The sequence below is a fragment of the Gimesia aquarii genome, from assembly GCF_007748175.1.
GTDB lineage: Bacteria > Planctomycetota > Planctomycetia > Planctomycetales > Planctomycetaceae > Gimesia > Gimesia aquarii_A.
This window is the reverse complement of the sequence record NZ_CP037422.1, coordinates 1,551,182-1,564,666: the sequence shown is the minus strand read 5'-3', so window position 1 is coordinate 1,564,666 and position 13,485 is coordinate 1,551,182. Positions and strand designations below refer to the sequence as shown.

Annotated in this window: 9 protein-coding genes; 6 read left to right on the top strand and 3 right to left on the bottom strand. The window is 45.4% G+C overall.

What is annotated here, in order from left to right; genetic code table 11:
• Nucleotides 1-34 precede the first annotated feature (34 nt).
• Entirely contained in the window at nucleotides 35-1,168 is a 1,134-nt protein-coding gene (gene hemW, locus V202x_RS06190) for a radical SAM family heme chaperone HemW (protein ID WP_232098878.1), read from the top strand.
• A 21-nt stretch (nucleotides 1,169-1,189) separates the two neighbouring features.
• On the opposite strand, the gene V202x_RS06185 is transcribed toward hemW, so the two are convergent.
• The 3 genes from V202x_RS06185 to priA form a co-directional block, all read right to left on the bottom strand.
• Complete coding sequence (locus V202x_RS06185) at nucleotides 1,190-2,221, bottom strand: hypothetical protein (RefSeq protein WP_145172205.1); 1,032 nt, start codon at nucleotides 2,219-2,221, stop codon at nucleotides 1,190-1,192.
• Between the two features lie 182 nt (nucleotides 2,222-2,403).
• Nucleotides 2,404-5,391 (bottom strand): PQQ-dependent sugar dehydrogenase, encoded by a 2,988-nt coding sequence (locus V202x_RS06180; RefSeq protein ID WP_145172202.1) that lies wholly within the window; start codon nucleotides 5,389-5,391, stop codon nucleotides 2,404-2,406.
• 169 nt (nucleotides 5,392-5,560) lie between these two features.
• Nucleotides 5,561-7,894 (bottom strand): primosomal protein N', encoded by a 2,334-nt coding sequence (gene priA, locus V202x_RS06175; RefSeq protein ID WP_145172200.1) that lies wholly within the window; start codon nucleotides 7,892-7,894, stop codon nucleotides 5,561-5,563.
• Nucleotides 7,895-8,069: 175 nt separating this feature from the next.
• On the opposite strand from priA, the gene nadD reads away from it, so the two are divergent.
• The 5 genes from nadD (at nucleotide 8,070) to V202x_RS06150 (ending at nucleotide 13,445) form a co-directional block, all read left to right on the top strand.
• On the top strand, nucleotides 8,070-8,672 hold the full coding sequence (gene nadD / locus V202x_RS06170) for a nicotinate-nucleotide adenylyltransferase (RefSeq protein WP_145172197.1): 603 nt from the start codon (nucleotides 8,070-8,072) through the stop codon (nucleotides 8,670-8,672).
• 362 nt (nucleotides 8,673-9,034) lie between these two features.
• The gene (locus V202x_RS06165; RefSeq protein WP_145172195.1) at nucleotides 9,035-10,234 is read left to right on the top strand and encodes an iron-containing alcohol dehydrogenase; all 1,200 of its coding nucleotides are present in this window, start codon (nucleotides 9,035-9,037) and stop codon (nucleotides 10,232-10,234) included.
• On the top strand, nucleotides 10,222-11,454 hold the full coding sequence (locus V202x_RS06160) for a PQQ-binding-like beta-propeller repeat protein (protein ID WP_232098875.1): 1,233 nt from the start codon (nucleotides 10,222-10,224) through the stop codon (nucleotides 11,452-11,454). The genes V202x_RS06165 and V202x_RS06160 overlap by 13 nt, the downstream gene beginning before the upstream one ends.
• A 73-nt stretch (nucleotides 11,455-11,527) precedes the next feature.
• A complete protein-coding gene (locus V202x_RS06155) occupies nucleotides 11,528-12,838 on the top strand; it encodes a coproporphyrinogen-III oxidase family protein (RefSeq protein ID WP_145172194.1) in 1,311 nt (436 codons plus the stop codon).
• 70 nt (nucleotides 12,839-12,908) lie between these two features.
• On the top strand, nucleotides 12,909-13,445 hold the full coding sequence (locus V202x_RS06150; RefSeq protein WP_145172191.1) for a hypothetical protein: 537 nt from the start codon (nucleotides 12,909-12,911) through the stop codon (nucleotides 13,443-13,445).
• Nucleotides 13,446-13,485 lie beyond the last annotated feature (40 nt).

Genomic DNA, 13,485 nt, shown 5'->3' with positions numbered 1-13,485 from the left:
CAATGAGACTAACACAGCCAGCGGATTCACGCTTGTGTTCAACCAGGAATTACCCAGTTCTGCTTATATTCACGTTCCTTTCTGCCAACATCGTTGCGGATATTGTGACTTTACTCTTGTAGCGCAAAAAGACCACCTCATCGATGACTATCTCGCAGCGATGGAACAGCAACTATCAGGCGTTGGAGAGGATGTAGAATTAAAAACCTTGTTTCTGGGTGGGGGTACGCCAACTCATCTGAGCATCAATCAATTGCAAAGACTGTTTAATGCGATTTTCTCCCACTTCCAATTGGCAACAGATTATGAATTCAGCATTGAAGCCAATCCACTGAACTTAACTGAGGAAAAAATCGACTTTCTGAAGCAAGCGGGAGTAAACCGCGTCAGCCTGGGCGTTCAATCCTTTGATTCAAACATTCTTACTTTTCTGGAACGCGACCATCAACCACAACAAGTATTTGAAATTGTACAAAGGCTGCAATCCCGTATTGAAAATACCAGCCTTGATCTCATCTTTGCCGTCCCCGGTCAAAACCTGGAGAATTGGAAAACCACGCTCAACCATGCGATTCAACTCAACATCCCGCATGTCTCAACCTACGGATTGACGATTGAAAAAGGAACGTCATTCTGGAGCCGCCAAAAAGCAGGAATTTTTGATTTACCAGAAGAGGAATTAGCGGGAGAAATGTATGAATTTTCGTTAAAGTTTCTGAGTTCAGCAGGCTTGAAACATTATGAGATTTCTAACTTCGCCCGTCCCGGATATGAGTGTCGGCATAATGAGGTCTACTGGACCGGCTATCCCTATTTCGGATTTGGCCCTGGTGCAGCCAGTTATTTGAATGGAAAACGCGAACAAAACCACCGCAGTGTGATAACCTGGTTGAGACGTATCGCGGCAGGAGAATCTCCCATCTCAGATCAGGAAGAGCTATCACCTGAAGACAGGGCACGCGAAGCGATCATTTTCGGGTTAAGACGACGTATAGGAATTAATGTAGAAAAATTTGCCGAACGCTACGGATATGATCTCTACGATTTATCGCAATCAGCAATCAAAAAACATGTTGAAGCAGGTTTTCTGGAGGAAACCAAGACGCATGTTCGACTAACACAAGCAGGCTGCTTACTTGCTGATACTGTAGTGATTGACTTTCTATAATTCGATGTGAATCAAAAGCCTCTAAGGCGCACTGGGATATTCCTGCGTTACTTGAACCTGGTATTTCCCCGGAAATGGTGTTCTCCCACTTTTCAACTCACGCCCGATCATTTCAAACTGTAATGTCCCTTTGGGAACAAGGAAATAAAGCCCTCCCTGAAAATCATCATGCACGCAAGGATAAATTTTATTATTCACACGGGCTTCCATGTGATATCCCAGCCCCCCCATCAGCGAATTAAGTCCAACAGTATTTCGATAATTGATCAGATTATGTACGCCTTCCCCCGTTTCGAGCGAGTGTTGCCAGTCGGTATAAAATTGCTTGAGTTCACTTTGATACTCAGCAAGCCGCGGTTGGTCTAACTGCACACCATTCTTACTAATGTAATCCATTAATGCAGGGTCACCTGTTAGTTCAACTCGAACCAGTTCCGTTTGATCTCCTGGCTTCAACCGTACGTGAAGTCCTCCCTTTTCAGATCCATAAAACAACAGATCCATTAAGTCGCTCTTTACACGTCTGGGAGTTTCGTTCAGATGCTGATTGACTAATTGAATCACCTCATCAGATAATCCTAATCCATCAGGTTTTAACTGTTGTTCCAGTTTAGCACTCTGAGAATTCAACCGGGCTGCGACTAAACTGCCTTCGAGTCGCGGTCCGTAAATCCAATAGAAATAAAAGGCGACTCCCAACATCAAGCTGAAGAAAAAGAGGAACGATAGAATTCCCCCCCAATTCGATCTCTTACGTTTGCGTAAATAGCGTGAAGTGGCACTTGTCATTGGCGCTGGTTGAGGAGATTCAGGTGGAGAATCATTCGTCTGATCAACGGTTTGTTCTGTGTTGCTGGTCTGCTCAACAGGTTGCTGTTGAGGCGCTGACTGAGTAGGTTCTGTCTGAGTGGGAGGCTGACCTTCAGCCGTAGTAAAGGGATTGGGAATAACCAGTTTTGTGCCACAGCGCGGGCAATCTCCTTGTTTACCAGCGGTTTCATCTGGTACTTTCAATGTGGACGTACAATAGGGACAATCAAATTGTATTGCCATTTTTCAACTCAAATAGTAATAGGATTTTTTATTGTATCAGATTTCACAGCGAAAGCTCGTGTGTGCCATGTAACGGGAACGCTGCTAATTTTGGAGGGAATTCAAATCGAACTATACTCAATTATAGAGATTTGAGAATTGAAAACCAGACCATTTGATCTGTTTTATTCTCCCAGTGAAATTCATTTCAGAGACTCAAGATAAGCCAGAAGATGAGCAGCCTGCTCTGCGGTTAAATCTCGCAATAACTGATCGGGCATGATTGATTTTTTTTGCTTCACAACGCTTTCGATTTCCTGTTGTGCGATCTGTAATTGTTTATTTTTCGGATCTTTCAAAGTCAAACCAGAGGCATCTTTTTTCATCAGCAAACCGCTGAGTACCTTTCCCGATCGCGTACCCACAACATAAGTGAAATACTTCTCATCAATCTTTTTTGAAGGTTGTATAATGTTTTCCAACAATTCCTGACGTGAAAGTTTTTTCCCAATCTGAGTCAGATCAGGGCCGACTTCTTTTCCATACTGATGAACGCGGTGGCAATTCCGACACTGAAGTCCCGACATGCCAAAGAACAGTTTTTTCCCTTCACGTGAATCCCCCTGGATTGATAACAACGCCGCTGAATCAATCTTTACCCCCAAACGTTTAGTTCTTTGCTCTTCCGGCAGGAACCGTTCAAATAAGTCACGTATGAGAGGATTATTTCCTTGAGTCGCCAGTTGAATAATTTGTTTTTTCATACTGTCAGGCATCGCCATACGATCCAAGGCATCTAACAACAGGAGCGCACCACTGGTCGTTCCCAGAATTTCTTGAAGTTTCTCACTGACAAAATCCTGATCTTCGATCTGAACTGCATCACTCAACAAATTTCTCTGGCGATTTCGTAATGTTATGACATATCCATTACTACGGTCGCTGCTTGAAGGTAAACTCTCAATCCATTCACGAATTAACTGCGTCCCCCTCTGATCAACGTGTGAAGAACCAGAATACGGCATCCGCCCTTTCCCCAACTTACTCATTCGATACAACAACACAGAGCGGAAAGGATCTTTGGGTGAAATGATCTCTGCTCCCTGAATCCCGAACGTTCCCTGCGTGGGAGTCACACCAACCGCTTTCATTTTCGAAAGATCAAGAGAAGCGTCCAGTAGAATCGTTGAACCTCCCCCACCATTATTTCGATGACAATGCTGGCAATTCGTATGCAGATAAGATCGAGCTCGTAAATTCAAAGCAGCAGATGTTTTGTGAGGGTCAACCAGATAACGAGCCTTGGCTCCTTTCGAATCGGTCCAGACGGACTCCGGCAGTATTTTGATATGCGACAATGTTCGTAACTGATTGTCGACAACATCGCCGTACTTTTGATCGCGATTCAGCTGTGCTTCTGAAAATGACAAAACGGAAAGATAATTTTGATAAGGCGTATGGCAAACGGAACATTCAGCACGACTGGGAATATGCCATTCGTAATTGCTTTTCTGTTTCGGATCTTCCTCGGTGCTGATATTCAGCTTGAGACTCTCTCCCTCTGTGGCAACCAGATGGGCATCGGTCTGTTCTGCATTCCATCGATATGAATACCCCACCCAACGGTCTCCGTTAAAGTGGAGTATTTGCGTTTCCAACCGATGAGACGATTCAGGATTTCCACGCTGAAGTTCTATTGAAATCGTCTTCATCAAAACACTGTCTTTGGGAAAATTCCACCATCGCTTTTGGATTAACTCAACACTGGTCTCAGCAGGTAATGCAACAAAGCGTTCCGCGGTCGTATAATCTGCCCACGCCGGTGCATTAATCGAATAGGGAATCACCCCCGGTGCAAGTTGATGATCGGCGGTGGATTGAAATAATCCTGTCTGACTTAATTGGGTCGGGAATTTCGGATTGTGGTCTGACTTCTTAATCGGAACAAGACGATGAAAAGCACCGCCTTGAATGTCAACAATATAAACTTCGCCGGTGTGATCGATGGCAAATGCCGTTACTTTCAATGGGGAGTTGGCCAGTTCTTGATGCCAGTTAACTCGCTTGTTCTCATAACGAAGCCCCCAAAGTTTTCCCGTCGTATAGTCTCCGTAGACATAGGTATTCTTTAATTCTTTTAAACGAGGACTTTGATAAAAATACCCACCGGTAATGGAACGCGCTTCACGATGTGAATGCGCTATGGTAGGGGGCAATATCGGAGTGGGACCTGCTTTCTGACTCGGCTTAACCGGCTGACGTCCTTCACGAATACTCCAACCATAATTCCCTGCCTTTTCAACCCGATATAAAAGTTCCCATAATTCCCAGCCAACATCTCCTACCCACAAATCGCCATTTTCGGGATGAAAACACATCTTCCAGGGATTACGAAAACCAAAGGCCCAGATTTCGGGACGGACGGCACGTTGTTTGACAAAAGGATTATCAGAGGGAATCGAGTAAGGCTGCTCTCCTGACTCATGATCGACATCAATGCGTAAGATGCAAGATAAAAGGTTGCTGACATCCTGCCCGGCATTATGAATATCTGGAGGGGAAGCGGGGCCGCCATCTCCGGTAGAAATGTAAAGAAACCCATCCGGACCGAATCGCAGACAACCACCATTGTGTCCGCCGGACAACCACTCGATCAAAATCGTTTCGGAATTCGGATCACAACGCAGTGGCTTCGTATCCGGAACCTTGAACCGGGAAACACGTGTTCCTTCCGGTAAACCGGGCTTTAATACATAACAAATATAAACATAACGATTCTTCTCAAACTGAGGATGAAAAGTAATGCCATATATTTCATTGAGTTTTGGCTCGTATTCTTTCAGATCAAAGAATAAATCGACCTGCGAGTTATCTTGATCTTCATAATCAAACGAAAAGATTTTTCCCTTTCTCTCCGCCACAAAAAAACGTTTCTCACCAGGAGCGGTGGCAACGGCAAGGGGTTGCTTAAATTTCAGATTGGGAAAAACACGCTCCGTTTCGTAGGGAAGGGAAGGTTCAGGAGTCCCTTTGATACGCGAACTATTCCAGGGAACGCGCTTTGTGATGCCATAAGAAGCATCACTCGATTCTTCAGCCTGCAATTGAATAGGGTGTATTATCAAGACCAAATAAATCATAGAAAGAGCAAACCATGATCGGAAACAAATCTCTTTATCAAGGTCGATCATTTAAGTGATTCCTTTTCATGGTAACTGGCATTCTTTTTTGGAACTCTCTGATGATAGATTCAATGGCATCTGTCTTTCAATATTACTATTCAAACCGCTACCCGAACCGATTGCAATCTGGAAAAGCCAATCCAAATGCTGGAAAATGCTCTCTCTTTAAAAGCACTGGTTATCGCATGTTAACCGGATCAACATCGATAATATATTCAATCGCTTTTTCTCGCGGTAGTTTATCCGTGATTTCGTTCCAGAGCTGAAGAATTGCTTCTACATTCGCTGCGGCCAACTGAAAATGATAGCGAAAATACTTCTTGAGTCGAATAATCGGAGCCGGAGCCGGTCCTAGAATTTGCACATCCAATTGTTTTTCAGAGGCAGCATCACTTAAGATTTGTGCCAACTGACGTGCAAAATCCTGCACACGTTCTTCTTGTGGTCCACGCAAGATAACACGTGCAAAATGAGAATACGGTGGCGCGTTCATCTCTTTGCGATGTCCCAACTCCAGTTGAGAAAAACCGAGAAAATCATGTTCTGCCGCTTTTACAATTGCTGGTTCAGCAGGCGAAGCCGTTTGTACAAAAACACGTCCTCCCTGCATGCCTCGGCCAGTACGACCTGCGACCTGCGCAATCAATTGAAATGTTCTTTCCGAGGCAAATAAATCGGGCTGATGCAGCATCGTATCTGCATCGACCACACCCACAAGAGTTACATTCGGAAAGTCGAGCCCTTTTGCGATCATCTGTGTTCCCAGTAGAATATCAACATCTCCGGCAGCAAACGCATTCAGGACTTTGGCATGGCTCCCTACGCCGCGCATCGTGTCACTGTCCATTCTTTTGCAAGAATAACCGGGGAACTTTGCTCTGACCTCTTCTTCCAGCCTTTGTGTTCCCGCTCCCACGAAACGCAGGCCCGGCGCTCCACAGCGGGGGCATTGTTTAGGAGGTTGGCTGGAAAATTCACAGCTATGACAAACCGCAAGATTTTTGTCGCGATGCCAGGTTAAAGAGATTTCACAATGTGGACAAGTAACCGAGTTCCCACAACCCTTACACCACAGTGCTGGTGAATAGCCTCTGAGATTCAAAAACAGAATGACCTGTCCGCCCGCTTCCAGTGCATGTTGCATCCCGGTATGAAGAACGCGCCCAATCGACTCATTTCTTCTGATTCGTGCATCATTTCGCACATCAATGATATTTACTCCCGGCATTGCCAGGTTATTGACTCGATTTGGCATCGAAATCAAAGTATCTTTTTTCTCGATGACACGTAACCACGAATTCAAAGTCGGTGTGGCAGAACCCAGAATCAGCGGAACTCCCTCTAATTCCGAACGTTTCCGGGCCACTTCTCGAGCATGGTAGCGGGGCGCCGTCTCCTGCTTGAATGAGGTTTCGTGTTCTTCATCGATGATGATCAGCCCCAGATGAGGAGCCGGTGCGAATACTGCGCTACGTGCTCCCACAATGACCTGCACCTTACCGGCAGCAATATTCTGCCAGTGATAGTGCCGATCGCTGTCACTCAAATGACTGTGCAGAACGGCAACCGAATCAAAACGGGAACGAAAACGCTGAATCGCCTGAGGTGTAAGACTGATTTCAGGAACAAGCACAATTGCCTGCTGGCCATAGCTGACCACCTCCCGAATCGCCTGAATATACACTTCAGTCTTGCCGCTTCCCGTCACGCCATGCAGTACAAAAGTGCTACCTTCTTTCCCTCTGATTGCAGAAAGGAGTTGATCCAGAGCCCGCCGTTGGTCAATGTTGAGTTGTAAATCATCTTCTTTTTTAATGCCGGCATATGCCGCTTCATCACCATTGCTGAATTGAGAGACACGTTTTTGAAGGCTTCTGATGAGTGACTTCTTTTTGAGTGATTGAACTGGCCCCGAACCACAGTTTGCCGCCTGAGTCAACTCGTCCAGTGTCAAAGGTTTATTGGCCGACTTCAGAACATCAAAGACAGCACGTTGTTTGGCAGGAAGTTTGCTGATTACTTCGGCAACCTCATTTTCTGCGCGTGGTACAGCCGTGATCAACTCAAAAACAGTCACCAAACGGGTTCCTGCCTGATTCTTGACTCCAGCAGGCACGACGCACTCTAAAACCTGCCCCCAACTGCATAGATAGCGATCTGCAATCCAGCGCGTAAGCTTCAGCATTTTGGCATTAAACAACGGACGGTTGTCCAAAATGGCTTCAACCGCCTTCAAGCGGATACTGGGTTGATTTTCATCTGCAGGCCCCACACCAACACAATAGGCGGCCACGAACTGGTTCCCTCGACCAAAGGGAACCCGCACCCGATACCCCGCACGTAGAACTGATCGCATACTTTCAGGAACAAGATAATGAAAGACACGGTCCACAGGCCGGTTCAATACAATTTGTGCGAGATAGAGACCCTGCGCAGATTCCCGTTCCCAGGGCATGGGATTTTCCGGAAGCTCATCTTCTTCGAATAGACTTCGTTGCTTTGGTTTACTCATAGAGTCAGCAGGATATACTAAGGAAAATGATTATCTCGATTTGTAACTCTTTGGAGTGGTTAACTCAACAATCAAACTCGACTATCGAGAATTCGATAAAAAGATTCTTTCACCACTGACTTTTTTGGGAAACTTATCAAAAACGGCAGTGATGATTGATAGAAGCGATTGACACATGCGAATAGGAATTTTTGGTGGTACTTTCGATCCTGTACACATTGCCCACCTCTTGCTTGCCGAACAATGCAGAGAACAATGTGACTTGGATGAAATCTGGTTTGTTCCAGCGGGAAGCCCGCCTCATAAAGAGAGCACAGGAATATCCACCGGAAAACAAAGACGGGAAATGCTCGATTTCGCGATCGCAGGACATGCGAATTTCGTTGTCAAAGATCTGGAGCTTCATCGAGAAGGCCCCAGTTACACTATTGAAACGCTACGCCAACTGAAAACCACTCACCCGGATGATGAATTCTTTTTGATCATAGGCGCTGACTCTGTTCGAGATCTACATACATGGCGTGAACCTGAGTCGATTCTGGAGTTAGCAACTCTGATTGGGGTCAATCGCCCCAACATTAGTCTACCAGATTTATCTGAACTCACTCAAAAATTTGGTGAGATTGTGCAGTCAAAAATACTCTGGACGACAATGCCGGGATTCGAAATTTCCTCGACTGACATCAGGAATCGCATTCGGCAAAACAAAAGTGTCCGATATATGACCCCCCGTGCGGTGGAAGTTTATATCTACAATAACAGGCTGTATTTAGACTAAGATTTCCCTAAATTCAGATTTATCCTTCTCTTAAGACAGTCGAACCTCTTATAAATCTATGCTGACTACTGGAAATTCCTGTTCATTTCGATCAGAATTGTACAATAGAAGTTGGTCACTTGTTTTTTAGCAGTGCCTGAAGGACTTCTGCGGTGTTAAGTGAAAATAGTAAAGGAATGGACTGCCAGCGTAAGATTGTTGCGGACACCGGCTATAACCTGCCTTAAAAGCCTCACCAGATAAAAGAAATAACTTTGATCCTTATTAACAAGCAAGGAAACGAGTTAAGACATTGAGAATTTCAATCAGCGCTGATTCACATTCGGACTGATAAGCATAATCGTAAGGAAAACACTGTTGTCATGGATTCGAAATCTCCTACCAAACTACACACACAGCAGGCAGAGGGGAATCAACTTTCTGCCTTTGATTATGCCCCCCGAACACGGATTCTCTTTGGTGGTGGATCGTTAAACCAGTTAGGAGAACTCTCATCTGAATTGGGGGCTCAACGAGTTCTACTCGTCACTGATAAAGGGCTTGCTGAAGCGGGGCATGAAGCGCGTGCTGTCGCCTCTCTGGAGAACGCGAATCTGCAAATTACAATCTTTGATGATGTGCATGCCAATCCGACTACAGAAGATGTGGAACGCGGATTACAGGTAGCCCGCAACCACCAAATCGATCTGATCATCGGCCTGGGTGGTGGTAGCAGTATGGATTGTGCCAAAGGAATTAATTTCCTGCTGACGAACGGCGGGAAAATGGAAGATTACTGGGGAGTTGGAAAGGCCACTAAACCAATGCTTCCACTGATCGCCGTCCCAACAACTGCCGGCACGGGCAGCGAAGCACAATCGTTTGCTGTCATCGCCCACCCTGAAACGCATATGAAGATGGCGTGTGGAGACAAGAAAGCGGCATGCAGGATCGCAATTCTCGATCCTGAACTCACCCTGACCATGCCCCGTTCTGTCACGTGTGCTACAGGAATCGATGCATTAAGTCATGCGTTAGAAACATTCGTCACGAAACCACGTAATGAAATATCCCAACTATTCAGCCGCCGTGCCTGGTCACTTTTGGCAAATAGTTTTCCTCAAGTTCTCGATACTCCAGATGATCTGACGGCACGGGGAAATATGCAATTGGGAGCACACTTCGCCGGCGCTGCCATTGAAAACTCCATGCTTGGTGCCACGCATGCACTGGCTAATCCACTATCGGCACATTTTGATTTAATTCATGGTGTTGCAATAGGCATCATGTTACCGCACGTGATTCGTTTTAACGCAGAATTGATGGGGGAACAGTACTCGCTGCTCGCAGCAGACATTGGCCTCTGCGAACCGCAGGATCCTACCGGCGCAGGGTTATTGGCCGAGCATATTCAAGCATTAATCGCGAAAGCAGGAGCACCGACTTCACTCTCAGAATGCGAAGTCGATCATAACTTGTTTGACCAGCTTGCTGAAGAAGCATCCAGACAGTGGACCGGTAATTTTAACCCGCGACCTGTTGATCAGTCCTCTTTAAGGGAATTGTACGAATGCGCATATTAACCAATTCAAGAAATGCCGCTTTTTGCTTCGGGATCATGACAGGATTGATTGCCAGTGTCATCACTTCAATTCAGACTAATGCTGCAGAGAAACCAGTCAATAAAACAAGCAGCGTCTTAACTGAATCAGAATCTGAGAACACAAAAGGAAACTGGCCTTCCTTCCGAAACGGTAATTTACAACAGGGAGTTGCCAGGACACCCCTGCCTGCAGAATTGGAACTTCTCTGGCAACACCCTTCATCAGATGGAATCGCCTCCACAGCAGCGATTGTGGATGATCGTGTTTATATGGCAGGGTTGAATGGCTATGTGGAATGCCTCGAATTAAAAACCGGAAAACCAATCTGGAAATACCGCTCGATCGATGACCCGAACCCCGATGAATTTGCTCCTGGATTTAAAGCATCCCCACTTGTCACCGACAAAGGTGTTTATCTGGGTGATGAGGATGGCATCTTCCACGCCATTGATCGCCTAACGGGAAAAAGACTCTGGAAATTCAAAACAGATGCGGAAATTATCAGTAGCGCTAATATAACAAAAGACGGGAAAATTCTATTCGGTGGCTACGACAATTTTCTTTACTGTTTAAATAGGGCAGATGGATCTCTCGCCTGGAAATTTGAAACCGATGGTTACGTGAATTGTTCTCCGGCTATTGTGGATAATTTCACTTTTGTTACCGGGTGTGACGAGCAGTTACGAGTGATCGATATCAAAACTGGAAAACAGCACAGCCAGATGCCACTCGAAACATATCTAATCGCTTCACCTGCTCTGGTTGGGGAGAGCTTATATGTGGGAACTTATGCCAGCGAAATCATCTCAGTCAACTGGAAAGAGTTAAAAGTCGAATGGCGCTATCAAGATAAAACGAAGGAGTTCCCTTACCACTCTTCCGCCGCAGTGACTGACGCGTATGTCGTTGCCGGAGGTCGGGACAAACAGGTCCATTGTGTCGAACGCAAAACAGGAAAATCAGTCTGGAAATTCGGAACGCGAGGTCGCGTCGACAGCTCACCTGTCATTTTAGGGAATCGGGTGTTTATTGGATCGTCTGATGGCAATCTTTATGAGTTGGATCTGAAAACAGGAAAGTCAAATTGGAAAAAAAACTTAGGCAAAGATATCACCGCATCACCGGCAATCGGATCAGGACATCTCGTCATCGGAACAGAATCCCGAAATGGTGCCTTGTATTGCTTCGGAAAGAAGTGACAATAAGATAAGTACTATAGGACAGTACGTTGCTGAATTGATGGCTAACAAACTATAAGACGTTGAGAGCATTATGGATCTGGAAACGACAGGCACCACAGAAATTGGTAGTTACTTTGTTTCGAACTACCCGCCTTTTTCTCTCTGGAAGCAGGAATACACCACCAGAATTCATGAAGTCATGCACCAGAGCCCCGATGCCAGCATTCCGATGGGGCTTTATATTCACATTCCTTTTTGCCGCAAACGCTGCAAATTCTGTTATTTCCGTGTCTACGAAAAACAAAATGCAAAAACAATCGAGCGTTACGTACAGGCACTACAACGTGAGTTCGAAATGCTCAGTCAAGTCGAAATCGTCCAGAATCGCACGCTCGATTTCACTTACTTTGGTGGTGGCACCCCTTCCTATTTAAGCTCAAAACAACTGCTTTCATTGCGGGACCGCCTTTCCAGTCTCCTGTCCTGGGAAACAGCAAAGGAAGTCACCTTTGAATGTGAGCCGGGAACACTCAATCTTGAAAAAGTAAAAACGCTGAAAGAGATTGGTATCACTCGTATTTCACTTGGCGTAGAAAGTTTTAATGACACCTTACTGGAAGCCAATGGCCGCGCTCATTTGTCTCCAGAAGTTTTCAAAGCATACGATTGGATTCAAGAGGTTGGTTTCCCGCAGGTAAATATTGACCTGATTGCTGGAATGATGGGTGAGACAGACGAAAACTGGACTCAAGCCGTCGAAAAAGCATCAGAAATGGATGCAGACAATATCACCATCTACCAGATGGAACTGCCACATAACACAATCATTTCCAAAGAAATCAAAGAGATGGGCATCACTTCGCCCATTGCAGACTGGGCTACCAAACGTCGCTGGATGAATGAAGCCATCGAGACCTTACAGTCGAAAGGCTATCACCTGGCGAGTGGAAATGAACTTGTGAAAAACCCGGAAACAGATCGCTTTGTGTACCGTGATAATTTATTTCGAGGTAACGATATCATTGCCACTGGAGTTTCTTCATTTGGTCATCTGCAAGGTGTGCATTATCAAAACCTGGATCGTCTGGAAGACTATCTGGAAACCGTCGAGAATGGTGAACTACCCATCAATCGCGCTTTAGAACCCACAGAGCATCAGCGTTTGATCCGTGAATTTGTACTGCAACTCAAAGAAGGCCATGTTTTAACTCAGCCATTTAATGATAAGTTTGGCGTTAAACTCACTGAAGAGTTTTCCGAGGCATTAGAAAATCAGCAAAAAGCAGGTTATCTCACCTTTGATGACACCCAGGTACAACTCACTCGTAAAGGGCTACTCCAGGTAGATAGCTTGCTGACCGAATATTTCGAACCAGAACATCGCATGGTAAGATACACATGATTGATTTAGCATAGTTATTTAAAGATTAAAAACTCTCCCACTCCTCCCCTGAAAAAGAGACCATTTTCAAGTGAACCCTCAAGACGAACTCGATGCACTTGTTAGATTATTTCCGAATGAACAACCATTATTCGAGCAGGCTGAGCACGTTTCTTCTGCTTCACTGCCTGATCCTTATAAATCGCTACTGGCTCACAACCACCATATGACAGTCACGATGGAGGAATACCACAAGTCTGCTGTAGATGTGAGGGTGCTGGACCAACGGCTCGATGAAAATGTTTACAGCAGAGCAATCTTATTATTAAAAACGGGAACCGAGGAAGTCGTCCAATTTGGGATTGTGCGGTTTAATTTTGATTATGTGACACAAGCAGTTAAAGAAGAAATACTCGCAGGGAAGATCCCATTGGGACGCGTACTCATCAACCATAATGTATTACGACATGTGGATTTAGGAGCTGTATTGCGTATTACGGCTGGACCTGGATTGGCCAAGGTGATGAAAATAGAACCAGGTGGAATTACTTATGGACGGCTGGCCACAATATTTTGTAACCAGCAACCGGCAATTGACCTCTTGGAAGTTTCCGCTCCGCTGCTATAAATGCCATTAGAATGTATCGCTTTAATCGATTTTAACTTGT